This is a genomic window from Salinivibrio sp. PR919, from assembly GCF_001995355.1.
Lineage (GTDB): Bacteria > Pseudomonadota > Gammaproteobacteria > Enterobacterales > Vibrionaceae > Salinivibrio > Salinivibrio proteolyticus.
The window spans coordinates 1-24,997 of record NZ_MUFL01000051.1 but is presented as its reverse complement, the minus strand read 5'-3'; the positions used below and the strand labels follow the sequence as shown (position 1 = coordinate 24,997).

The window sequence follows — 24,997 nt, the reverse complement described above, 5'->3', positions numbered from 1 at the left end:
CAGGTTCCCAGCCGTTACTCACCCGTCCGCCGCTCGACGTCCAGTAAATCCACCGAAGCTTCAATACTGCCGTTTCCGCTCGACTTGCATGTGTTAGGCCTGCCGCCAGCGTTCAATCTGAGCCATGATCAAACTCTTCAATTAAAGTTTTTTCGAAACCGAAGTTTCAGCTCAATGAATACTGATTACTGTTYMTCTCCGAAGAGAAAAACGAATTGACTGTGCCGAACAACTATAAAAGTTGTCGTTTGGTCACTCAGTTCATCGAATAAATCTTTTTGTCTATTCTCAACGAGTGCCCACACAGATTGCATAGGTCAAATTGTTAAAGAGCGTCGCTCAATCTTGAGCGGGAGTGGCATTTTACGCCACCGAGGCAGTGAGTCAAGCTTTTTGTTTACTTGGCTTTGCTGCCGTTTGTTAGCGCGGTTTGCCGTGCCAACGAGGAGCGAATTATAGGGTGATAAATTTAAGTCGCAAGTCTTTTTTTCAACAAAATTAACCGTTAGAACAAATTATCACCAAAAAGGTACAAAAGTGTGATTCTGATAGGCTCGTGTGAATTAGCTCAATGCACTTGGGACATCTGCGATGGAATCCACCACGCAGGTTGCTAACGATTCCCCTTCCTCGGTCACAGGCTTTCCTGATCTCACGAGAATACGGGTAGTCACACCGGCAGCTTGTGCAGCCCTCATGTCATCGGCTTTATCACCGACCATCACCGAGCGTGACATATCAATATCGAGCTCTTGCTGAGCCTCAATCAACATACCCGGCTTGGGTTTGCGACAATCGCAATCAATCCGATACTCACCGACCCCTTCACTGGCATGATGTGGGCAGTAATAAATACCGTCAAAGTCCACGCCCTTGTCGGCAAAGTTCCAATCCATCCATTCCGTCAGCTGCAAAAAGTCTTGCTCAGAGTAATAACCACGGGCGATACCGGCTTGGTTGGTCACCAGCACTAATAGATACCCTCTTTCTTTTAGGGCGCGGCATGCGTCGAACACTCCTTCGATATACTCAAAATTATCGATATCCGCCACATAGCCGTGGTCGACATTGACCACACCATCGCGATCAATAAAAACAGCGGGAAAACTCACTCACAATTCCTCATTCAGTGTTAGGCGATAATTATGACATGCTGCGTGGTTGCTTGCATCTTTGCATACTCAATGAAACTCGCGTGTTAAGATTAGCGTGCGTCTATTAACCGAACTTCACCCTATGCAAGATACTTTCTCTATCTCTCCTGTTGGCACCTTGATTTCTCCGTTTAAAGAAAAGTTTGCTGTGCCGCGACAACCGGGCCTAGCACCCAGTGCCTTGGCATATATTGAGTTGCGTGATGACGCGAATCAGCTTGATGCAGTGAGAGGCATTGAGCAGTTTTCCCACCTTTGGTTACTATTCTTGTTCGATCGTAATTTAGATAAAGGTTGGTCCCCGACAGTTCGCCCCCCGCGTTTGGGTGGAAACGAGCGAGTCGGCGTCTTTGCCAGTCGTGCGACCTTTCGTCCTAATGGTATCGGCATGTCAGCGGTAGAGCTGGTTCGCGTTGAGTCTACGCCGGGTCAAGTTCGGTTAGTCGTACGGGGGTGCGATCTTGTCAATCGAACGCCAATTATCGATATCAAACCTTATATCCCCTACTCTGACTGTCTTGATAGTGCTCAGGGCGGGTTTGCTCAGCAAAAGCCTGACTTGATGCCGGTGCATTTCTCCAACCCTGCCCTCGCGACACTCTCTCAACATCCTGAGGGTATATACCRACGCCAAGTGATTGAAGAGGTGCTCGCACAAGACCCTCGCCCTGCCTATAAAAAGGGCAAGCCAGATACTAAGCACTATGCCGTCCACCTGTTCGATTTCAATGTGCGTTTCATGGTGTCTGACGACCAGATTCACGTTGAGGCCATAGAAGCTTTTGTCGAAACTCCCCCGCGCTGTTAATATGCCCTACTTATTATTGATCGCTAATATCAACGGATAACTTTAAATGCGTACCAGTCAATATCTGCTTTCTACTTTGAAAGAAACCCCTAGCGACGCAGAAATTGTCAGCCACCAGCTGATGCTGCGCGCAGGTATGATTCGTAAACTTGCTTCAGGTCTATACACTTGGCTGCCGACCGGTGTACGAGTGCTACAAAAAGTTGAGCGCATCGTACGGGAAGAAATGAACAAGTCAGGCGCTGTCGAGACGCTTATGCCAGTGGTACAGCCTGCAGATCTATGGCAAGAAACAGGACGCTGGGAAAAGTTTGGTCCGGAACTGCTTCGCATCGCTGATCGTCACGAACGTCCCTTTGTACTTGGACCTACGCATGAAGAAGTGATTACTAACTTGGTGCGCAACGAGATTAACTCGTATAAACAACTGCCGATCAATCTGTATCAGATTCAAACCAAATTCCGTGATGAGGTGCGGCCACGCTTTGGCGTGATGCGTTCACGTGAATTTATCATGAAAGATGCATATAGCTTTGATATCGACAAAGCGGGTATGGAGCAAAGCTACGAGAAAATGCGTGCTGCTTACTGCGCCATTTTCGATCGCATGGGTCTTGATTACCGCGCGGTACTGGCAGACACCGGGGCGATTGGTGGCTCAGCGTCACATGAGTTCCACGTACTTGCTGGTAGCGGAGAAGACCTGATTGCTTTCTCCACCGAGTCCGATTACGCCGCCAACATCGAAAAGGCAGAAGCACTCGCGCCTAAAGATCAGGCTGAGGCGCCAACCCAAGCGATGGAATTGGTCGACACGCCAAATGCAAAAACCATTGCCGAGTTGGTTGAGCAATTTAAGTTGCCGATCGAAAAAACCGTCAAGACCCTGTTTGTTAAGGCCTCTGATGAAGTAGACGCCGACCTGATCGCGCTGATTATCCGCGGCGACCATGAACTCAACGAAGTGAAGGCAGAAAACCTTCCTGAAGTTGCGGCGCCATTAACCTTTGCGACAGAAGAAGAAATTCGCGCCTTGGTCGGTGCCGGTCCCGGTTCATTAGGTCCGGTCAATCTTCCTGCGCCATTTATTGTCGATCGCAGCGTCGCGGTAATGAATGATTTCGGCGCCGGTGCCAACATTGACGACAAACACTACTTTGGCATCAACTGGGGCCGTGACGTTGAACTTGGCCAAGTTGCCGATTTGCGTAATGTGGTTGAAGGCGATCCTAGCCCATGTGGCAAAGGCACCTTGATGTTTAAGCGCGGTATTGAAGTTGGCCATATTTTCCAGTTGGGTAACAACTACTCGGAAAAAATGGGCGCAGGCGTCCTCGGCCAAGATGGCAAAAATACAACCCTAGAAATGGGCTGTTATGGTATTGGTGTGACACGTGTAGTTGCCGCTGCGATTGAACAAAACCATGATGAAAATGGCATCATTTGGCCAGACGCGATTGCACCGTTTACCGTTGCGATTGTGCCGATGAATATGCACAAGTCTGAGCGTGTCCGCGAAGCGGCTGAAAAGCTTTACGCTGATCTGACAGCTGCCGGTATCGAGGTACTCTTTGATGATCGTAAAGAACGTCCCGGGGTAATGTTCTCAGACATTGAGCTAGTCGGTGTACCGCATACCATCGTAATCGGTGAGCGCAGCATGGATAATGGCGTGTTTGAATATAAGCATCGCCGCGACGGTGAGAAAGTGCCGTTCGCTATCGACGACGCCTTGTCGTTTATCCAAGCAAAACTGGCTTAAGCCTTATCGTGTAATGAGTGAATGCCCCGCGTTGCGGGGCATTTTTTTAACCGATCGCTTGCTGATAGGCTTTTTCGGCAAATGACCAATTCACCACCTTCCACCACGCGTTCACGTAGTCAGGGCGTTTGTTCTGGTAGTTAAGATAATAAGCATGCTCCCAGACATCACACCCTAAAATCGGTTCACCTTTGACCTCTGCAATATCCATCAATGGATTGTCTTGATTAGCCGTTGAGGTGATCGCAAGCTGGCCATCCTCTTTCACCACCAGCCACGCAAAACCTGAACCAAACTGACCAATTGCCGCCTGACTAAAAACCTCTTTAAATGCATCAAGTGAGCCGAAGGTCTCGATAATCGCATCGTAGAGTGCGCCTTCTGGCGCAGGCTTAGGATTCGGCGTCATCGATTGCCAGTAAATCAGGTGGTTATAATATCCGCCCCCATGATTACGAATTGCTGCTGGCAGCGACGAGATATCTCGAAACAAATCCTCAACCGGCTCACCATCGCGGTCTGTCTCTTTTATCGCGGCCACGAATTTATCGAAATAGGTTTTGTGGTGACGCTGGTGATGAATGCGCATGGTCGCCTCATCAATATGCGGTTCGAGAGCATCATAGGCATAAGGTAAATCTGGAAACGAATAAGTCATCTTGTCACTCCATCGATTAATTGACCTCCTCACCATAGATCGAATTGATAATGATTTTCAACCTCATTATCTGTGGTGAAAAAGAAACGGATGTTGTGATGACCAACGTGCAACAGGGCGCGTGAAGTAACTATAATCAAGCTGTTAGCCTTTTAACGTCGTCGGTTATATGCCTACACACAAGCCTAAAATCGCTCTCGTTCTGACTGGTGGTGGTGCGCGTGCGGCCTATCAAGTCGGTGTATTGGCTGCCATTGCTGAATGGTATCCTCGCGTTCATACCAGTCCATTTACGATATATTCCGGCACATCTGCCGGCGCAATCAATGCGGTGTCTCTGGCTAGCTATGCGTCATCTTTTCGACTGGGTGTCAAAAAGTTGTCATGGCTATGGCATCGGCTCGATACGTCGCGTATTTTTGCCAGTCAGCCTATTGGCTTGTTAAGTCACCTCGCTAGCCAAACAGGACAACGCTTTCAATCACGCTATCAACCCACTTCACCTTTTGGCCTGTTAAATAATCGCCCATTGCGTGAATTGCTTAATCAAACCATTAATTTTAATAAGTTAAACTATCAGTTACTGTCCGGGCACCTTCATGGCCTATCGGTGACCGCTTCCAACTATCAAACCGGCCAATCAGTCAGTTTTTTTCAAGGCGATACCAGTATTTTGCCGTGGGAGCGGGCAAGGGCTGTCGGCCGACGCAGTCAACTCTCGACAGAGCATTTACTGGCCTCTTCAGCCATTCCCTTTGTATTCCCTGCCTCACGCATTGGCCATGAGTTTTATGGGGATGGTGCGATTCACCAAATCGCCCCTTTGCGACCGGCGATTAAAATGGGTGCGGAACGGATCCTCATTTTGGATTTAACCACAGGTATTCGCACTGCTGGCAATATCGACCCGTCAGCGCCAGGACTCGCGATGCTGGGCGGTCACCTGATGAACGCAATATTTGCTGATACCTTGTCTGCCGATTTAGAAAACTTGCAGCGCATGAACCAAATTCACCTTGCCCTGAACGACGCGCAGCGCCACCAGCTAGGATTAAGAAAAGTGAATGTCTTACACCTGCGTCCATCGGTCCCTTTCGAGCCCGTGGCCAAGCGGTTTTATCGTCATATGCCCTTTGCCGCACGCGCCCTATTAAGGTTTTTAGGCATCAATGCCTCACAAGATGCCACCTTTGCCAGTTATTTATTGTTCGAGCCGGCATATCTTCGCCAGTTAATTGACATCGGCTACCAAGACGCACAGAATCACAGATCCCAAATCCTCTCCTTGTTGATAGAATAGTCATCCAAAAAGAACGAGATAGATCGCAGCCAAACGACGTCTCTTCGCCTTGATAATAGGCTGGCATGGATTCTGCTTATTCAGCATGACCCACAAATCAGATAGCTGTTGATTATTAATGACTGCCTCGCATTTAAAGCAATTCACACACTCTGGCATCGCCCCGCGTAAAGTTCCGCTGGGTGCTGATCAGCGTTTGTTGTTGCTACAAAAACTGCAAGGACACCTCGATATCAAGGTATTGTTTGAGGTGTATGCACGAGAGGTAGAAAAGCAGATTGATATTGGTCGTATCATTTGGGAGCACGACGAAATCTCAAACATTATCCGTCGGGGTGAGCAACATACTTTCCGCCAAACCTTCGCGATTAAATTTAATAAGCAACCATTAGGGGTGCTGCAGTACTCCACTCCGTATAAACTTGATCCGGATGAAATTAGCCTATTACACACCTACCATAAGTTGCTTGCCGGTCCGCTGACCAATGCGGTTGAATATACCCGTGTAAAGAACATGGCACTGCTGGATGGATTAACCGGACTGCACAACCGAACCAGCTTTGAGCAGGATTTGCAGCACGCGGTTGCAGTTTGTGAGCGGCAAAATATTGGCTTGGTCATGATGATGTTCGATATGGATAACTTTAAACAAGTCAATGATAACTATGGCCACCTAGACGGTGATAAAGTGCTTCGTCGTTTTTCGCTGCTGGTCAAAGAGGCCGTGCGTGGTAGCGACCGCTGTTATCGCTTAGGCGGTGACGAATTCGCGGTGTTGCTACAGCCCGCCGGTGATGATTCAGTCGCCAATGTCACCCATAGAGTCAAACATCTGGTCACCAATGACCGATTACTCAGCGCGCACGATATCAGCGCGTCGGTTGGTTATGCCCAATATCGTAAAGGCGATAACAGTGTTTCACTTTATGAGCGTGCCGATCAGAGCATGTATCGCCAAAAACGCGCTCGCTAACCCTTTCCTCGACGGCTCTCCTTTCGCTATAGTGCGTGCAGTACTATTGAGGAGATCCATTATGAAAGTTGCAGATTGCTGTGAACTCATCCGCCAGCGCTATGCCGAGATTGGCAGTGGCGAACAAGGCTACATTCCTGCAGCTATCAGCTGCGCGCTGAAAGCATTAAATGATATCGCGAGTGACGAGAGTGTTTCGCCAGCTCGTCGTGAACAAGCCGCATTTGCTGCTGCCAATTTATTGATTAGCGATCACGAGGATTAAGATGGATTTGAAAAACTATGCCTCGATGGATCCTGTCATGCTCATGAGCATTATTAACATGAAGCTACGTGATGAGTTTGCCAGTTTAGAGGACTTAGTGCGTTACTATGATATCGACCGCGAGACCTTGTGTGCGCGCTTAGCGGATGCTGGCTTTACGTATTTAGAAGACGCCAAACAGTTCCGTTAACTCATCTCGCCTTGTCTGTTAAACAGCAATAAAAAAGCGGACTAATGTCCGCTTTTTTTCGTGCCATCATTCGCCTTTAGCCAAGTGAGACCCACAACACTGTGGCAACCAACACAGGACAAACAAACTTCACATACACAGGCCAGATTTTCCAGAACAGACTCTGCTCAATATCATCATAACCTTCGCGCAATGCAGCTAGCTTGCGATCACGCGACCAAATCCAACCACCAAATAGGCAGAAAAGGAGCGCCGCAAAAGGTTGGAAATATTGGGTCGCCACCTTCGCAACTAAGCCAAATAGCGCACCGAAGTTAAACACAATCACCGCACTGCAGAGCGCAATCACACCCCCTAACACCCAGCTGGTGATTTTTCGGCTTGAGCCCAAGCGCTCACTGGCCAGCGCTACAGGACACTCCAGCATAGAAATCGAGGATGTCAGTGCCGCGATGGTCATCAGCAAAAAGAAGACGAGAGACACATACGGGCCTGCCGCGCCTAAACTTTCAAATAATAAAGGCAACACAGTAAACACCAAGGTATCGGCACTGAGCAAACTGCCGTCTTGCGCGTAAATCTCAACGCCTTGATGCATGGCAACAAACATCGCTGGCAACACCACTAGTCCGGCAATTACCGCCACTGCGGTATCGACCAAAGTGACACTCAGTGCCATTTTCGGYAGGTTTTCTTTGTGGCTAAGGTACGAGCCATAAATCAACATGGAGCACCCGCCTATGGTCAGAGAGAAAAAGCCCTGTCCCATGGCTGCTAATAGCAAATCTTTGTCCATCACTTTGCTAAAGTCGGGGATCAGGTAGTGCTTTAAGCCTTCTGTCGCGCCGGGTAGCGTCATGATATAGACAAACATCGCAGCAAAGAGGACAAACAGCGCGGGCATGAGACGGGTTGACCAACGCTCAATCCCCTGCTTAACCCCCGCCTGTACGATCACAATGGTGAGCACATAAAACACCACCGCCCCAAAGAGATTACGTGATGCTGAGAAGCCTTTTAACCAAGCGGATGCGTCTGAAAACTGGAAAATGTCTGCCACTGCAGCCAATAAAAAAGAGACTAACCATCCGCCTACAATGCTGTAAAACGCCAAAACCATACAAGGTACGGCCAAGCCAATTAGCCCCACGCCACTGCCAAAACGCTTCAGAAGAGGGTTATCACTCAGCGCACGCATACTGTCCAACGGGTTAGCGCGGCCATGACGACCAATCGCCATTTCCACGACCAACATAGGAAAAGCAACGAGTAAGATCATCAGTAAGTAGACTAATAAAAATGCGCCGCCCCCATYGCTCGCCGCCTGCGTTGGGAACCCCCAAATATTGCCTAGTCCCACAGCCGCGCCGGCTGCAGCAAGGACAAAGCCTATTCGGGTGCCAAATAATTCACGACTCGATGCCATTACTTCTTTACCTCAATGTATCATTAGACTAGTACATTAAGTAATTCGGACAATTTTAGCAAGTGTCGTTTATCTGACTGGTGGTTTTATGAGCAGACAGATAATTGGCGGGTAAGGGATATGTTAAGCAGTGTTTTCTCGCTCCCAGACTAAACGCCATACCTTTCCGGCCGCTGCTTGACTGACAAAGCAATCCGCCACTGCGATTACACCGCGCTCGTCGCAAAGGATTGGCAAGCGACGCCGCTGCCAACTTGGAATACCGTATTCTTGATAAAGCTTCTTGAGTTTACGACGGCCTTGCCGCCCGGCAGGATGGGCGCTTAACCCGCTGGGATTAAACTGCACTGATAGCCAAGATTGTGGCAGAGAGCCTAATGCCAATCCTTGCGCGCGCTCTGTATAAGGAAGAAGCACCAAACGCCCGAGTCCATCCGGCAAATGTAGTGGTGATTGTGGCGTCAGTTTACCTTGCCATGCAGTGACATCCGCAGAGTCAGCAATAAGATACAAACGCTGCTGATAACGACGAATGCTCTTTCCATCAACCGACAGTTGCGGGTTAGCATCCGCTCTTGCCTGCACCACATCCTGGATCAGGGTATTAAGCTGGGCCTGAGTTAAAATCAGATCATGGTACTTCAACCAGTGTCGTAACATCGCTCGGCACAGAGCAAGATCCGTAAGAGGGAGATGCGCCAAAGACAAACTGTTGTCCGTATCGATGGCGTTTTCGACCAAAGGGGCGACAAATGTTGCTAAGAGTGCCGCTTGCTCTTGGCATAATTGCTGCGTGCGTTGCACGGCAGTGCGAAACCCCGGCCAACGCGCGTCAGCTTCTGGGAGCCATTGTTGACGGATAAAATTACGATCAAAGTGTGTATCTTGGTTGCTCGGGTCTTCCACCCATGCCAACCCTTTTTGACGCGCGTAGTGATGCAATTGCGCCCGCGACGCTGCCAACAAAGGACGGACTAAGAGCCCTTTGCCGAGTTTTCTCACAGTGGGCATTCCCGCCAATCCTTCCAGACCACTTCCTCGCTTCAATGCCAAAAAGAAGGTCTCGATTTGATCATCGCTGTGTTGCGCGGTAAGAACGAGTCCATGGGGTTGGAGTAACCCTTGAAAGGCTTGATAGCGTGCCTCTCTAGCTGCATGCTCTGTGCTTAACTCAGGGTCGAGAGTGACATGTTTTAGGATGAAGGAAAAACCCGCTTGCTCCGCCCAAACCTGACATWGTGCCGCCCACTTATCGGCATCGGCCTGCAAACCATGATGAACATGACACACAGAATAGTCGTGCTGCGGATGCTGGTCGCGATAACTGGCCAATAGATCCAGCAGTACCCGAGAGTCTAATCCCCCACTCAGGGCTAAAAGAATTTGTCGTGGCTGAGCCGTTAACGGCGCCAGCGTGTCTGTCAGGTATTGGATGAGCATAAGCATCTGTCATTGTGAGTCTGCGCCTATTGTTGCTGGCGCGTAGCAAAAAGAAAAGGGCCATTAGGCCCTTTCATTGTGCTCGATTGCCGAGTGGCAATTAGCAGTAACCATAACTGAGCAAACGCTGATATCGGCGGTCGCGTAGGCTTTCAGTATCCAATGCTTCCAAATCCGCGAGCTGGCTAATCAAGGTTTGTTTAATGCTTTGTGCCGTCGCTTTCATATCGCGATGCGCACCACCTAGAGGCTCTTCAATCACGGCATCAATCAAGCCCAGCTCTTTCAAGCGTGGTGCAGTCATCCCCATTGCGTCTGCCGCTTGCGGTGCTTTGGCCGAATCGCGCCACAAAATAGAGGCGCAGCCTTCGGGCGAAATCACTGAGTATGTCGAATACTGAAGCATATTGACGTAGTCACCAACACCGATCGCCAAGGCACCGCCTGAGCCGCCTTCACCAACCACATTACAGATCACCGGCACTGTCAGGCCCGCCATTTCCTTCAAGTTACGTGCAATGGCTTCTGACTGACCACGCTCTTCTGCCCCCACGCCAGGGTAAGCACCAGCAGTATCAATAAAAGTGATCACCGGCATGTTGAATCGCTCTGCCATTTTCATCAAGCGTAATGCTTTGCGATATCCTTCAGGCTTTGGCATACCAAAATTACGCTTTACCTTCTCGTTGGTATCACGGCCTTTTTGGTGACCAATTACCATCACCGGACGCCCTTCTAAGCGCGCAATACCGCCTACTAGGGCTTTGTCATCCGCATAGGCGCGATCGCCCGCCAGCTCATCAAACTCGTGAAAGATAAGATCGACATAATCATAGGTGTAAGGACGTTGAGGGTGGCGCGCCAGTTGTGCCACTTGCCACGCCCCTAAATCACCAAAGATCTTGCGCGTAAGCTCAAGACTCTTGGTTTCCAGTTGTTCAATTTCCTTATCGAGATTAACCGCATCTTCTCCGCCACGCTTGGAGACAGCGCGAAGGGCTTCGATTTTAGCTTCTAGCTCTGCGATCGGTTGTTCGAATTCTAAAAAGTTAAGACTCATACCAAGAGAATCCTATTGGTCACCGCCGGTGTACGCGAGGCGTCACCAGCTAAGCTTAGTTAAACTCTAATTCGACCTGCTCGTCGCCAAGCAAGCCTTTTAAATTATCGATCAGTTCATCAGCGGGGGTAATTCGCCACTCCGCCCCTAAACGTAACCGCGCCCGTGCATCACGGCGCTGGTAATAAAGATTCACTGGCACAGTCCCTGAGCGGTAAGGTGCCAACGTATCATGAAACCGTTCAAAAAACGGGGCATCAATTTGCTCTTCCATGATAGAGATGCCCAAACAGCGCGCATATTTTTCTCGCGCTTGGCTGATGTCCATGACTTCACGGGCCGTCATTTTAAGCCCACCATTGAAGTCATCAAAGCTGACCTGTCCTGAGACCACCAGAATTCTGTCTTTCTCAACCAGATCGAGATATTTGTCGAGTACGTCAGAAAAAAGCATCACTTCCATACGGCCCGAGCGATCATCGAGGGTTAAGATCCCAAGACGTGAACCGCGCTTGGTGGTCATGACACGCGCAGCAATCACAAGACCGGCGACCGTAGACACCACATCACGCTTAGTGGCATGCGCGTCTTCCAATCGCCATGTCACATAGTGTTTAAGCTCTTTACGATAGCTATTGATGGGATGGCCGGTCAAATACAGCCCTAGGGTTTCTCGCTCCCCTTCCAGCCACACTTTATCTGGCCAAGGTGCCACATTCGCATAAGCGTGCTCGACCTCTTCCGGGGCATCCGTGAGGACACCAAACATATCCGTTTGTCCGTAAGACTCGGCTTGATGATGCTGACTGGCCGCGCGAATAGCGTCATCGAGTGATGCCATCATTGCCGCACGATGAGGGCCAAGCCTATCCATGGCGCCTGCGCGAATCAAGCGTTCAATCACACGCTTGTTGACTTTTTTAGTATCAATGCGCGCACAGAAATCAAATAAGTCACGGAAGTAGCCATCTTGCTCTCGCGCCGCGACAATATTGTCGATCGGTCCTTCACCCACCCCTTTAATCGCGCCAATACCGTAGACAATCTCCCCTTTGTCATTGACGGTAAAGCGGTGCAAACCCGCGTTCACATCAGGGGGGAGCACCGTTAGTTTCATGCGACGGCACTCTTCCACCAGTCCGACAACTTTATCGGTGTTATCCATATCCGCGGTCATAACGGCGGCCATGAATTCAGCCGGATAATGCGCCTTTAACCACAGTGTTTGATAAGAGACCAAGGCATAAGCGGCGGAGTGTGATTTGTTGAAACCATAACCGGCAAACTTTTCCACCAAGTCGAAGATACGCATGGCAAGTTCGCCATCAATGCCGTTTGCGATCGCGCCTTTTTCAAAGATGTCGCGCTGCTTGGCCATTTCTTCGGGTTTTTTCTTACCCATCGCACGACGCAGCAAATCGGCGCCGCCGAGCGTATACCCGGCTAAGATCTGGGCAATTTGCATCACCTGCTCTTGATACAAGATGATGCCGTAGGTCGGCTCAAGGGTCTCTTTCAGTGACTCATGTTGCCACTTTTCATCGGGATAAGAGACTTGTTCTCGTCCGTGTTTACGGTCGATAAAGTTATCCACCATCCCTGATTGCAATGGGCCTGGGCGGAACAGAGCCACCAGTGCGATCATGTCTTCAAAACAGTCTGGTTGAAGACGCTTGATCAGCTCTTTCATGCCCCGCGATTCCAGCTGGAACACAGCAGTCGTTTCTGCCTTACGTAGCATCTCGAATGATGCTTGGTCGGCCATCGGAATCGCCGCGATATCGATAGGATCTTTGCCTTGCGCTTGTAAGCGAGGGTTAATCATTCCCAGCGCCCAGTCGATAATGGTCAGCGTCCGCAGCCCCAAGAAGTCAAACTTCACAAGACCGGCCGTCTCAACATCGTTTTTATCAAACTGGGTGACAGGGTGGTGCCCTTCACTGTCACAATATAGCGGTGCAAAGTCCGTAATCGTCGTCGGTGAAATCACCACCCCGCCCGCGTGCTTACCTGCGTTACGTGTCACCCCTTCGAGCATGCGGGCCATGTCGATCAACGCTTTAACTTCTTCGTCTGCGTTGTAAACCTCAACCAACTGCGGTTCAGCTTCAAACGCCTTTGCCAGCGTCATTCCCGGGTCGGGCGGCACCAATTTAGAAATACGGTCAACAAACCCATAGGGGTGGCCCAATACACGACCCACGTCTCGGATCACCGCTTTGGCCGCCATGGTACCGAAAGTAATGATCTGGGATACCGCATCCCGGCCGTACATTTCGGCCACGTGGTCGATCACCAAATCACGCTTATCCATGCAAAAGTCGACATCGAAATCGGGCATGGAAACCCGCTCTGGGTTCAAGAAACGCTCAAAAAGCAGATCGAACTCTAGCGGATCCAAATCAGTGATTTTAAGGGCGTACGCAACCAAGGAGCCGGCTCCTGAACCCCGTCCGGGTCCCACCGGAATATCGTTATCTTTTGACCATTGGATAAACTCCATTACGATCAAAAAGTAACCAGGGAAGCCCATTTGGTTAATCACGCCGAGTTCACGGTCAAGGCGCTCGTCGTATTCAGGTCGCTTGAGGGCGCGCTCTTTCTCATCAGGGAAGAGAAACGCCAGTCGCTCTTCTAGGCCTTCTTTGGAGCGTTTGACCAAGTACTGATCAATCTCCATCCCTTCGGTTGGGAAGTTCGGCAGGAAGTATTCATTAAGTCTGACCGGCACATTACAGCGCTTGGCAATTTCCACGCTATTTGCCAATGCTTCTGGGATATCCGCAAAGAGATCGCACATCTCTTGCTCGGTGCGCAGATATTGCTCGGCACTGTAGTTTTTCGGGCGACGTGGGTCGTCTAACGTATAACCATCGTGGATGGCCACGCGGATCTCGTGGGCGTCAAACTCGTCGGGCGAGATAAAGCACACTTCGTTCGTCGCCACCACTGGCAGGTCGTGCTCGGTGGCAAAGTCGACCGCAAAGTGTAGGTACACTTCTTCATCCTGACGTCCGGTGCGAACGAGCTCCATGTAATAAGCATTGGGAAAATGGGCTTGATAAAAACGGGCGCACTCTTCAGCAAGCGCTTTATTGCCTTTCAGTAAAGCTTTGCCCAAGTCTCCTCGGCAACCGCCAGATAATACAATCAACCCGTCAGCGTGTTCTACCAGCCACTCTTGGTCGATCACTGGCGTATGTTGAACATGGCCGCGCAAGTAAGCTTTGGAAATCAGTAAAGTGAGGTTTTTATACCCCGCTTTATCCGCGGCAAGAAGGGTCAGCTRGYATAATTCATCGCCAAACGCCTCCGACTGCACCTTAAAATCGGCACCAATGATAGGTTTCACACCCACATTATTCGCGGTGTTATAGAACTTTACCAACCCACAAAGGTTGCTAAAGTCTGTCAAGGCCATCGCAGGCATGCCCATTTCGGCCACTTTCTTAACCAGTGGCGGGACTTTGGACAACCCATCGACCATGGAGAAATCACTGTGAATACGTAAATGGACGAAACGTGGCTCAGACATAAAACTCGTTACTATCTAGGGATTGGAAATGATAAAGCGCCGTCACTTACGCTAAACCAAGGGCGCGTTTAACCGGTTTAAAGCTTTTTCTGTGCATTGGTAAAGCGCCATGCTCACTCAATGCGGCCATATGCGCCTTGGTAGGATAGCCTTTATGCTGGGCAAATCCATAGGCCGGATAGGCGATGTCCAACTCAGCCATTTCTCTATCACGGTCTACTTTCGCCAAGATCGACGCCGCACTGATCTCGGCGACGCGCAAGTCGCCTTTCACCACCGCTTGCGCCGGCATCGGGAGCGAGGGAACACGATTACCATCAATCAATGCGTAATCGGGAGTAACGGCTAGGCCTGCAATAGCGCGTTGCATCGCGACCATGGTGGCCTGAAGAATATTTAAGCGATCAATTTCTTCGGGCTCTGCGCGCCCTACCGACCACGCCAAGGCTTTGGCTTTGATTTCATCGTACAACGCGAGACGTTTTTTCTCACTCAGCTTTTTTGAATCGGTGAGCCCTTCAATCGGTTGATTCGGATCGAGGATAACAGCCGCCGTGACAACCGCGCCCACCAAAGGACCTCGCCCGACTTCATCCACGCCAGCAATCAAGCGTGCGTCAGGGTATACAAATGCCTCATCTGTCATGATTTTTTACTAACTCTAATACTGCGGAGGCTGCAGAGGCATCCGCATCTTTACGAATGGTTTGATGCAGCTGTGTAAAAGTCTCAAGCAAGGCTTGGTTATCGCCATCCAACATCCGTGAAACAGCTGCTGCCAGCGCCTCAGGCTCGCACTCTTCTTGCAATAACTCGGGCACCAAAGGGGCATCGGCGAGGATATTGGGCAAAGACACATAGCGCGTTTTGAGCAAACGCCGTGCTAGCCACGCAGTCAAAGGCTTCACTTTATAGCCTACAACCATGGGACGCTTCAGTAACATACACTCAAGGGCAACGGTACCAGAGGCCAGCAACACCGCATCAGAAGCACTGATCACTTGTCTTGCCGTATCATTCACCAAGGTAAATGACAATTCCGGCGCATGGGTTTGCCACGCCTGCTCGAATTGTGCACGGCGTGCGTCATTCACCAAGGCGACCACAAAGCCGAGATCAGGATACTGCTGTGAAAGACGCTGGCAGGTTTGCAAAAATGGCGGCGCCAACATTGCCATCTCACTCCCACGACTTCCCGGCAAGACGGCTAACCAACGTTTGTTGGTATCCAGCCCCAACGCTTGTTGTGCTTCGCGCTGATCGACTTGCATGGGAATGCTATCGGCCATAGTGTGGCCGACAAACGCGCAGGGCACGTTGAACTTATCGTAAAACGCTTTTTCGAAGGGTAAAAACGCCAAGACAAGATCGGTCGCGGCCGCAATTTTAAAAATACGCTTTTGACGCCATGCCCAGACCGAGGGACTGACATAGTGAACCGTTTTAATGCCGGCCTGTTTTAACGATGCTTCGAGACGTAAGTTGAAATCAGGCGCATCAATACCGATAAACACATCGGGGGGATGGGTAGTGAAGTATTTGACGAGGCTCGCTTTCACCTTCAGCAAACGGGGCAAACGGCCGAGCACTTCAACCAGCCCCATTACAGCAAGCTCTTCCATATCAAATAGGCTCTGGCAGCCTTGCGCAATCATGCGCGGCCCACCAATACCGACAAATTCAACATTGCCGTATTGGGCCTTAATTGCCTTGATAAGGCCTTCACCTAAAACATCGCCGGAGATTTCTCCGGCGACAATTCCCACTCGTAATGGACGTTCGCTGGGCAACATTAACGAATGATGCCTCGTGTTGAACGTTCAAAGAAGTCAACAAAAAGGGCCAAGGCAGGATCGTCCTCGACCTGACTAGCCAACGCCTGTTTGACCTCTTCAAGGGTTTTACCGGAACGATACATGTTCTTGTAAACCGCACGAATCGCACGAATCGAGGCTTTCTCGAATCCGCGACGCTTCAAACCTTCCACGTTAATACCGAAAGGCGCGCAATGATTACCCTGAGCCATCACATAGGGTGGTACATCTTGGACCACAATAGAACCGCCACCTAACATCGCATGGCTACCCACCACACAGAATTGGTGGATCGCAGACATGCCGCCCACAATGACGTAATCGTCGATGTGTACATGACCGGCTAGGGTCGCATTGTTGGCAAAAATACAGTGATTTCCGATCACACAATCGTGTGCCACGTGGGCGTTGATCATGAATAGGTTATCATTGCCAACTTTGGTCTCACCTTTGTCTTGTACCGTACCACGGTGCATGGTGACACTTTCACGAATGGTGTTGCGATCGCCAATTTCTAGCGTCGTGGGCTCACCCGCATATTTCAGGTCTTGGCACGCTTCACCGATCGATGCGAATTGATAGATGCGGTTATCTTGGCCGATACGCGTAGGCCCTTTAATCACGACATGGGTCATGACTTCGGTACCCGCACCAATCTCAACACCTTCTCCGATATAAGAAAATGCGCCAATCTTAACGTTTTCTCCCAATGTCACCCCGTCTTCTACAACGGCGGTCGGGTGGATATAGGCAGTTTCGTGGATCACAATTAGATCTCTCTTCTTGCGCACTTCAGTTCCGCCGAGCAGACAACGTCTCCGTCTACTTTCGCTACTCCGGTAAAGGCAGCAATTCCTCGGCGCTCTTTTATAAACTCCACCTCGAGGACCAGTTGGTCTCCCGGTGTGACAGGACGGCGGAATTTCGCGTTATCAACGCTTGCAAAATAGTATAGCTCGTTGTCTTTTGGCTTCCCGAATGTCTTAAATGCCAACAAGCCAGTGGCTTGAGCCATTGATTCAAGGATCAATACACCAGGAAACACAGGCAACTGAGGAAAGTGGCCGGTAAATTGAGGCTCATTCACGGTAATATTTTTTATCGCGTGAAGGTATTGACCTTCTTCATAATCGGTAACGCGATCAATCAACAAAAACGGATAGCGATGTGGTAGCAGCTCTTTAATTTCGTTGATGTGTAACACTTTGTTTTCGCGAGTCAAGGTAGTATTCCCGTTCAAATCCAATACTGACTTCTTTAACGCAAAACGGCCCGCGTTTTTGAGGCGGGCCTGCAATCAGTTGCGTTAAGCTTGGTTATCGAGCTGTTTTTCGAGCTCTTTTAGCCGCTTGTGCATCTCGTCAATCTTGAGCACACGCGCGGCTGTTTTCCGCCACTCGCGGTTGGGCTGTAACGGAATGCCGGACGAGTACATGCCCGGCTCAGTAATCGGTCGCATTACCATCGCCATACCTGTGATGGTAACGTTGTCTGTGATTTCCATATGGCCATTAAACACACTGGCGCCGCCGATGATGCAGTGCTTACCTACTTTTAGGCTGCCTGCCATCACAGTTGCACCAGCCACTGCCGTGTTTTCGCCGATCGATACATTATGCGCAATCTGACACTGGTTGTCGATAATCACGCCATCAGCAATGCAGGTATCGTCCAATGCACCACGGTCAATGGTCGTACACGCACCAATTTCTACCCGATCACCAATCACAACACGACCTAGCTGCGGGATCTTAATCCACTTACCTTTTTCATTCGCGTAGCCAAAGCCATCCGCGCCGATTACGGTTCCCGCCTGTACCAAGCAGTCCTCACCCAAAACCACATCATGGTAAATGGTGACATTGGCCCAAAGTTTGGTTCGTGCACCCAGTTTGGCGCCTTTGCCGACAAAACAGCCCGCACCAATCTGCACGCCATCACCAATTAAGGTTCCGGACTCGACCACCGCGTTAGGACCAATCGCCACGCCTTCACCCAGAATGGCATCTTCGGCAACTACCGCAGTCGGCGCAATGTCAGTGGCACAGGCAGGTGTGGTATCTAAAATTTGGGCCACTTTGGCATAAGCCACATAAGGGTCAGCAACCACCAAGGCATTGCCTTGGCAGTATGACACGTCCGCTTCTTTTAACATCACCGCACTGGCACGGCACTGTGCCAAGTGTTTGCGGTATTTCGGGCTCGATAAGAAGGTGATTTGCCCTTCTCTCGCTGAATTCAYCCCTGCTAGCGAGGTTATTGTTACAGCACCGTCTCCGTGGAGCTGAGCGTCCAGTTTTTCCGCTAATTCAGCGAGAGTAATCGAAACCATGGGCTCCTCGATTGTTTGTTATTTTACTGCATTAATGACTTTTTCAGAGAGATCGTCGCCTGGGTTAGCGTACAAGATGGCATTGGCATCCAATACAATGTCGTAACCCTCTTGCTCAGCCACTTGATCGATGGCGGTTTTTAGCTTTTTGACCAGTTTAGACTCTTCTTGGCCACCACGCTTGCGTTGATCTTCCTGTAACGCTTTTACTTTTAATTTGTAGTCCGACTCCATCGATTGGAGTTCACGCTGCAGTTTGATGCGCTCATCTTCGCTCATCAGCTCGCCGTTGCGTTTCAGCTTTTCAACCCCTTCTGAGAGCTTTTCTTTCATGCGCTCAATTTCCGCTACACGGTCTTTGAATTCAGCACGCAGTTTTTCGTTTAGGTTGTTTTTTTGAGCCAGCTGAGACATCACCGCCCCAGTCGATACGTAGCCCACTTTCTGTGCAGCATCAGCCGCTGATGCGTACATGGACGTGGTCAGAATTGCGACACTAAGTCCCGCTGCTTTCAAAAATGATTTCACAATAGTCTCCTTTCTGATGATCAGAATGTGCGCCCGATAGTGAAGGTAAAGAACTCTTCATCATCGCCAGGCTGGCTTGTAATAGGTTTTGCAATTGAAAACACCAAAGGTGCCATCGGTGACATCCACTGTAGGGCTACCCCGTAAGAGGCACTGATATTGGATGGATCTGAGTAATCTTTCGTGCCAGCGGGATAACCATTTGCTACCAGTTCACTACTGTCAAACTCGGTGTCCCACACTGAGGCAGCGTCCACAAAGACACTGGTACGAATTTGCTGACGCGCTTCGTCAGAGGCAAACGGAGTGGGCACAATCAGCTCTAAGCTACCTTGTGCGATGGCGTTACCACCCACTGCATCACTCGAACCATAGCTACCTTCGCTATACTCTTTATCTCCGTCCGGCTGAACAGAACCGCCACTTTCTTTGTCTTTGTAAATGGCTTTGGGTCCAACAGTGTTCGAGCGGAAACCACGCAAGGTCGAGAAACCACCCGCGTAGTAGTTTTCATAAAACGGCAACATATGATCTTGGCCATTGATCTGGCCATAGCCATTGCCGTAACCAAGGCGACCGCGCATCAACAGCGTGAACTCATGCTCTTGAGTTAACGGCACATACTGACGGATATCATATTGCATTTTAAAATACTGGACGTCAGAGCCCGGCACTGTCATTCGGTAAGAAGCTCGCTGATAGTTACCTGCCGTAGGGAAATAACCACGGTTGAGGTTATTACGGGTCCATGAAACGGATAAATCAAAGTCATCAACTTCCAAACCACCATTGCTAGTTTGATGATCCTTGTGACGCTCCATAAACTTGTCAATTTGGTAATATTTACCGATGTTTTCAATTTTGTTGTGGGTATAGCCCAACCCAAAATCAATTGAGTTCAGTTCATCGGTCCAAAAGCCCCACGTCAGTTTCGACCCATAACTTTTATTTGTGTACTCGACGATGTTCGCATCTCGCGCCTCAAACTCGTTATAGAACACCTTGCCCCCGAGGCTAACACCATCGAGGGTAAAGTAGGGGTCACGATACTCAAGCGTCAGGTTCTTACGGTAATCGTTAACCATGGCATTAATACCAAAGCGATTACCCGTACCAGCAAAGTTATCTTGCTGTAAGCCGAGCTGTAAGCTTGCGCCTGACTCGGTACCATAGCCGATACCAAAGTTGATGCTGCCCGAGTTGGCTTCTTTGACTTTGTAATTTACATCAACCTGATCGTCGGTGCCTGGTACCCGCGTGGTGTCTACTTCAGCACTTTGGAAAAAACCGGTTCGGTTGAGACGTTCTTTACCGCGAGTCACAGCCTTGGCATTAAGCCAAGTGCCTTCAAGTTGACGCATCTCACGGCGCAGCACTTCATCCTTGGTGGTGGTATTACCGGTAAAACGAATGTTTCGTACATAGATGCGTTTGCCCGGCTCAACGTTGACCGTCAGCGACACTTGCTGATTCTTATCATCAAACGTCGGCAAGGTACTCACTTTCGGGTAGGCAAAGCCGGTTTCACCAAGGTGGCGCTTAATCGACTCCTCCAACGCAGTGACCTTATCCCCGTTATAGGTATCACCTCGGGTAAAGCCCACTAACGAGCGGTAGATTTCCTCATTCTCAGGATCGCCGCGGAAGCTTAGATCCGCCACTTGATAGGGCTTACCTTCGTTAACATTTAAGGTGATGTATACCCCTTTTTTATCCGGAGAAATCGCCACTTGGGTCGATTCAACGCGGAACTTCAAATAGCCGCGATTTAGGTAGTAGCTGCGTAGCTTTTCCAAGTCACCCGCCAGCACTTGCTTTTGGTATTTCTCGTTAGCCAAGAAGTTCCACCAAGGAACATCAACACGCAAGTCGAAATTATCGCGCAGCTCTTCATCACTGAAGACTTGGTTACCCACAAAGTTAATCTGCTCGATTTTTGCAGAAACACCCTCGGTGAAGACAAATTTCAAATCCGCACGGTTACGTGGTAAAGGTGTGACCACGGCTTTCACCGATGCACTATATTTTCCCACGCTGTAGTAGAAATCTTCTAAGCCTTTTTCAATCTTGCTGAGCTTGGTGCGGTCTAACGCCTCACCTACACGCAACCCTGATGCGGTCAGGTTTTCTTTCAGTTGCTCTTCTTTGATGGCTTTGTTGCCTGAAAACGAAATGCTGGCAATGGTTGGGCGTTCGATCACTTTCACTAAGAGTGCATCATCATCACGATAAACACGCACATCTTCAAAGTTACCCGATGCAAACAGAGCATTGATGACATCCGCGACATCGCCATCATCCACCTTGTCTCCAACACGCACCGGCATGGAGAGCAATGCGGCCCCTAAACTGACTCGCTGTAGGCCCTCAAAACGGATATCGCTGACTTGGAATGTATCCGCGTGCGCCACACTGCTACTGACTAAAAGAGACGCTATTAATAGTTTTTTCATCGCCATGTGCTTCTGACTTATCCTTGAATACTAACCGTTTAAAGTCGGGCGAAGTCGTTAAACAATGCCACTGCCATTACCATCATCAACACGGCAGCGCCGATGCGATACCCAAAGTCTTGTACACGCTCTGGTACAGGACGGCGCGTGACCGCTTCAATACCAAAGAACAATAAATGCCCGCCGTCTAAGACCGGTAGGGGTAGCAAATTGATAATGCCAAGGTTAACGCTGATCAGCGCCATAAACCCTAAAAATGAGATCAATCCGATCTCAGCTGTCATCCCTGCGCCTTTGGCGATAGAAATCGGCCCGCTCAGGTTATTGACGCCCACATCCCCTACAATCAGCTTTTTCACCATATTGACGGTGAGGCTGATAACCTGTCCGGTTTTACTGACTGCCTCAGGGATCGCCGCAAGCGGCCCATACTGCTGCGTAAAACGGTAAGCCTCCGGCCAAGGTGCCATTTGCGGCGCAATACCTGCGTAGCCGGTGACCTTGCCATTACTTTCACGCGCATCCGGTGTCAGGCTCAACACCTGCTCACGCCCGGCGCGCGTCACCGTCACCTGCAGCGGTTGATTCGGGCTTGCTTGTACCGCCTCAACCAATTCAGACCAGGCTTGTAATCTATTGCCATCAATCGCCACTAAGGTATCACCAGACTCAATGCCAGCTTTCGCAGCGGCACTGCCCTCCACTACCTGAGCCACATTGAGCGTTATCGCAGGACGGTAAGGGGTGATCCCTAAGGTTGTCAGCGGAGACTCAGTTTCTGGATTAAACTGCCACGCGGTTAAATCCAATCTGTAGTCCCGGCTATAACTGGATGCCACTTCTGGCTTTGCTGTTATGGTCATCTGCTCATCACCGATATGGTTGATGAGTGAGAAGTTAACAGCCTGCCAATCTGCGGTTTCGACGCCCGAAATGTGGGTAAGTTCCATACCCGGTTCAATTCCGGCCTCTGCCGCGATGGAGTTGGGGGTTATTTGACCAATGACGGGTTTAACCGCTGGGATCCCCATCATGAAAATCAACCAATAGGCGACCACCGCAAAAAGAAAATTGGCAATAGGCCCTGCGGCGACAATCGCACTGCGTTGCCACAGCGGTTGATTATTGAATGCACGTGGTTTGTCATGCTCAGCGACCGCCTCAATACGCTCGTCGAGCATTTTGACATAACCACCTAACGGAATGGCAGCAATGACATACTCAGTATCGTCTTTGCCTCGCCAGCGCCATAGTGCGCGCCCAAAACCAATCGAAAAGCGCTCGACTTTTACGCCACAGCGGCGCGCGACCCAAAAGTGTCCATACTCATGAATGGCCACCAACACACCGAGAGCGACAATAAATGACGCTGCGTTCCATAGAAATGCACTCATTTTGCAACCTTAGCAATGTGCTCCTTAGCCGTAATTCGCGCCATTCTATCCAGCTCCAGCAAGCAATCCAAGCTTGATGGCGAGCGAAGTGTGCTTTGTGATAACACCGCCTCATTAATCCGTGCGATGTCCATAAAGCCTATCTGGTCTTTTAAGAAGGCATCCACCGCTTGTTCATTGGCGGCATTGAGTGTCGTTGTCGCCGCTTGCCCGTGCTGGCACGCCTCAATCGCCAAAGACAAGCAAGGATAGCGGCGGGCATCCGGTGCCATAAAGGTAAATTCGCCAATTTGGGTAAAATCAAGCGGTGCAACTGACGTCGTCACACGTGATGGATACGCCATCGCGTGGGCGATAGGCGTGCACATATCAGGGGTGCCTAATTGGGCGAGTACCGAACCATCGCTCATTTGCACCATCGAGTGGATGACCGACTGAGGATGGATCACCACCTCTAGCTGATCGGCACGCGCATTAAATAACCAACGTGCTTCAATATACTCCAAGCCTTTATTCATCATGGTGGCGGAATCAACGGAGATTTTTGGTCCCATCGACCAATTGGGGTGAGCAACCGCTTCCGCTACGCTCACGGTATGCAAGGTCTCAGGTTCACGATAGCGGAAAGGCCCCCCTGAGCCTGTGAGCAAGATTTTGCTCACGCCCGCGGCACTCAGATCGCAGCGGCCGGGGTTAGCTTGTACAACCTGCGGTAAGCACTGAAAAATCGCATTGTGCTCACTATCGATAGGTAACAGCTCTGCGCCATATTGATAAACCGCATCAATAAAGAATTGCCCTGACATCACCAAGGCCTCTTTATTGGCAAGCAAAACGCGCTTACCCGCTTTCACCGCAGCCATGGTCGGCATCAAGCCTGCCGCCCCCACCACCGCAGCCATCACCATATCAACTTCAGGCAAAGATGCGAGTGTGCATAAACCTTGCTCACCGGCCAACACTTCTGTGTTAACCCCTTTCGCCTTAAGCGCTTGTGCCAGTTCCAATGCAGCGTTCTCATCGGCCATGGCCGCAAAACGCGGCCGCCAATGCAAACATAGGCGGGTCATCTTTTCCACATTGTTATTGGCCGCCAGTGCGGTCACTTCGAACTGTTGAGGATTTGCCTCAACTACAGAAAGCGTACTGGTTCCGATCGAGCCAGTGGCACCTAATACAGTGATTTTTTGCATGTGATACGCTCGTTTTACTTAATTCGCAAACGCGAAATACAGCACGGTAAAAACGGGAAATGCAGCGGTCAAACTATCAATTCTATCCAAAATACCGCCGTGGCCGGGTAATAAATTCCCACTGTCTTTCACGCCAGAGACACGCTTAAACATGCTCTCTGCCAAATCGCCCAGCACCGATGCTAACGCTGTAACCACAGCGATACAAAGCAGCGCGCCCACACTCGCAAAATGAATATCGAGAAGCTGCGCACCGGCCCATGTCACAGCAACGGCGGCAATCAGTCCACCGAGCAAGCCTTCCAGGGTTTTGTTGGGGCTCACCGCCGGTGCCATTTTATGCTTACCGAAGGCTTTACCAGCAAAGTAGGCACCGCTGTCGGCACACCACACCAACACAAACACCAGAAGTACCAGTTTCGCACCGTAATAGGTGGAAAATTGATAGTCTGCGGCGCGTAAAATCAACACGCTCCACATAAAGGGCAATAAGGTCAAAAGACCGAATAGTTGGCGCAATAAGCGACTGTGCGTCCAAAGCGCTCCGGATTTAGGAAAGGCTAAGACCAACCCGGTGGCAAACAACCACCATGCCGCGCCCGCTGCTGCTACCGAAAAGGGCGCCACTGCTAAATGGCTCAGCGCATAGGCACTAAAAGGGAGACTATAAATGGATAGCGCCACTGCCGCAGCTGGAACGATAAAGGTAAGC

22 protein-coding genes and 1 rRNA gene are annotated in these 24,997 nt (G+C 50.2%); 6 read left to right on the top strand and 17 right to left on the bottom strand.

What is annotated here, in order from left to right:
• Both BZG83_RS10730 and gmhB read right to left on the bottom strand, forming a co-directional pair.
• A 16S ribosomal RNA gene (locus BZG83_RS10730) occupies positions 1–144 on the bottom strand; the annotation flags it as partial.
• Positions 145–563: 419 nt separating this feature from the next.
• Positions 564–1,112 (bottom strand): D-glycero-beta-D-manno-heptose 1,7-bisphosphate 7-phosphatase, encoded by a 549-nt coding sequence (gmhB, locus tag BZG83_RS10725; protein WP_077480456.1) that lies wholly within the window; start codon positions 1,110–1,112, stop codon positions 564–566.
• Between the two features lie 124 nt (positions 1,113–1,236).
• Here gmhB and tsaA point away from each other — a divergent pair, with 124 nt between their 5' ends.
• Both tsaA and BZG83_RS10715 read left to right on the top strand, forming a co-directional pair.
• Positions 1,237–1,962, top strand: coding sequence for a tRNA (N6-threonylcarbamoyladenosine(37)-N6)-methyltransferase TrmO (gene tsaA, locus BZG83_RS10720; RefSeq protein ID WP_077480455.1), 726 nt, complete (start codon positions 1,237–1,239; stop codon positions 1,960–1,962).
• A 46-nt stretch (positions 1,963–2,008) separates the two neighbouring features.
• Positions 2,009–3,724 (top strand): proline--tRNA ligase, encoded by a 1,716-nt coding sequence (locus BZG83_RS10715; protein ID WP_069588640.1) that lies wholly within the window; start codon positions 2,009–2,011, stop codon positions 3,722–3,724.
• A gap of 46 nt (positions 3,725–3,770) precedes the next feature.
• Here BZG83_RS10715 and BZG83_RS10710 read toward each other — a convergent pair whose 3' ends face one another.
• On the bottom strand, positions 3,771–4,382 hold the full coding sequence (locus BZG83_RS10710; protein ID WP_077480454.1) for a superoxide dismutase: 612 nt from the start codon (positions 4,380–4,382) through the stop codon (positions 3,771–3,773).
• A 169-nt stretch (positions 4,383–4,551) separates the two neighbouring features.
• Between BZG83_RS10710 and BZG83_RS10705 the strand changes: the two genes are divergently transcribed.
• The 4 genes from BZG83_RS10705 (at position 4,552) to BZG83_RS10690 (ending at position 7,110) form a co-directional block, all read left to right on the top strand.
• Positions 4,552–5,682: a patatin-like phospholipase family protein gene (locus tag BZG83_RS10705; protein ID WP_077480453.1), complete on the top strand. Its 1,131-nt coding sequence runs from the start codon at positions 4,552–4,554 to the stop codon at positions 5,680–5,682.
• A 118-nt stretch (positions 5,683–5,800) separates the two neighbouring features.
• The gene (locus tag BZG83_RS10700) at positions 5,801–6,655 is read left to right on the top strand and encodes a GGDEF domain-containing protein (RefSeq protein WP_069588634.1); all 855 of its coding nucleotides are present in this window, start codon (positions 5,801–5,803) and stop codon (positions 6,653–6,655) included.
• Between the two features lie 61 nt (positions 6,656–6,716).
• Positions 6,717–6,920, top strand: a complete 204-nt coding sequence (locus BZG83_RS10695) for a YaeP family protein (RefSeq protein WP_077480452.1) — start codon at positions 6,717–6,719, stop codon at positions 6,918–6,920.
• A 1-nt stretch (position 6,921) separates the two neighbouring features.
• Positions 6,922–7,110, top strand: coding sequence for a DUF4250 domain-containing protein (locus tag BZG83_RS10690; RefSeq protein ID WP_069588631.1), 189 nt, complete (start codon positions 6,922–6,924; stop codon positions 7,108–7,110).
• 76 nt (positions 7,111–7,186) lie between these two features.
• Here BZG83_RS10690 and BZG83_RS10685 read toward each other — a convergent pair whose 3' ends face one another.
• From BZG83_RS10685 to BZG83_RS10620, 14 genes are all read right to left on the bottom strand, one after another.
• Positions 7,187–8,536, bottom strand: coding sequence for a sodium-dependent transporter (locus BZG83_RS10685; protein ID WP_077480451.1), 1,350 nt, complete (start codon positions 8,534–8,536; stop codon positions 7,187–7,189).
• Between the two features lie 123 nt (positions 8,537–8,659).
• Entirely contained in the window at positions 8,660–9,976 is a 1,317-nt protein-coding gene (gene tilS / locus BZG83_RS10680) for a tRNA lysidine(34) synthetase TilS (protein WP_077480450.1), read from the bottom strand.
• A gap of 100 nt (positions 9,977–10,076) precedes the next feature.
• The gene (gene accA, locus BZG83_RS10675) at positions 10,077–11,036 is read right to left on the bottom strand and encodes an acetyl-CoA carboxylase carboxyl transferase subunit alpha (RefSeq protein WP_069588627.1); all 960 of its coding nucleotides are present in this window, start codon (positions 11,034–11,036) and stop codon (positions 10,077–10,079) included.
• Positions 11,037–11,091: 55 nt separating this feature from the next.
• Entirely contained in the window at positions 11,092–14,571 is a 3,480-nt protein-coding gene (gene dnaE, locus BZG83_RS10670) for a DNA polymerase III subunit alpha (RefSeq protein ID WP_077480449.1), read from the bottom strand.
• A gap of 46 nt (positions 14,572–14,617) precedes the next feature.
• Complete coding sequence (gene rnhB, locus BZG83_RS10665) at positions 14,618–15,217, bottom strand: ribonuclease HII (RefSeq protein WP_077480448.1); 600 nt, start codon at positions 15,215–15,217, stop codon at positions 14,618–14,620.
• Complete coding sequence (gene lpxB, locus BZG83_RS10660) at positions 15,207–16,364, bottom strand: lipid-A-disaccharide synthase (protein WP_077480447.1); 1,158 nt, start codon at positions 16,362–16,364, stop codon at positions 15,207–15,209. Before lpxB ends, rnhB begins: the two co-directional genes overlap by 11 nt.
• A complete protein-coding gene (gene lpxA, locus BZG83_RS10655; protein ID WP_077480446.1) occupies positions 16,364–17,152 on the bottom strand; it encodes an acyl-ACP--UDP-N-acetylglucosamine O-acyltransferase in 789 nt (262 codons plus the stop codon). Before lpxA ends, lpxB begins: the two co-directional genes overlap by 1 nt.
• Positions 17,153–17,154: 2 nt before the next feature.
• Positions 17,155–17,607 (bottom strand): 3-hydroxyacyl-ACP dehydratase FabZ, encoded by a 453-nt coding sequence (gene fabZ / locus BZG83_RS10650; RefSeq protein WP_069588651.1) that lies wholly within the window; start codon positions 17,605–17,607, stop codon positions 17,155–17,157.
• Between the two features lie 84 nt (positions 17,608–17,691).
• Positions 17,692–18,717, bottom strand: coding sequence for a UDP-3-O-(3-hydroxymyristoyl)glucosamine N-acyltransferase (gene lpxD / locus BZG83_RS10645; protein ID WP_077480445.1), 1,026 nt, complete (start codon positions 18,715–18,717; stop codon positions 17,692–17,694).
• A gap of 18 nt (positions 18,718–18,735) precedes the next feature.
• Positions 18,736–19,245: an OmpH family outer membrane protein gene (locus BZG83_RS10640; RefSeq protein WP_069588615.1), complete on the bottom strand. Its 510-nt coding sequence runs from the start codon at positions 19,243–19,245 to the stop codon at positions 18,736–18,738.
• A 20-nt stretch (positions 19,246–19,265) separates the two neighbouring features.
• The gene (gene bamA / locus BZG83_RS10635) at positions 19,266–21,704 is read right to left on the bottom strand and encodes an outer membrane protein assembly factor BamA (RefSeq protein ID WP_077480444.1); all 2,439 of its coding nucleotides are present in this window, start codon (positions 21,702–21,704) and stop codon (positions 19,266–19,268) included.
• Between the two features lie 32 nt (positions 21,705–21,736).
• Entirely contained in the window at positions 21,737–23,092 is a 1,356-nt protein-coding gene (rseP, locus tag BZG83_RS10630) for a sigma E protease regulator RseP (protein ID WP_077480443.1), read from the bottom strand.
• Entirely contained in the window at positions 23,089–24,285 is a 1,197-nt protein-coding gene (ispC, locus tag BZG83_RS10625; protein WP_077480442.1) for a 1-deoxy-D-xylulose-5-phosphate reductoisomerase, read from the bottom strand. Before ispC ends, rseP begins: the two co-directional genes overlap by 4 nt.
• An 18-nt stretch (positions 24,286–24,303) precedes the next feature.
• Positions 24,304–24,997, bottom strand: a 694-nt coding sequence (locus tag BZG83_RS10620) for a phosphatidate cytidylyltransferase (protein WP_108744055.1), incomplete at its 5' end; no start/stop codon positions are given.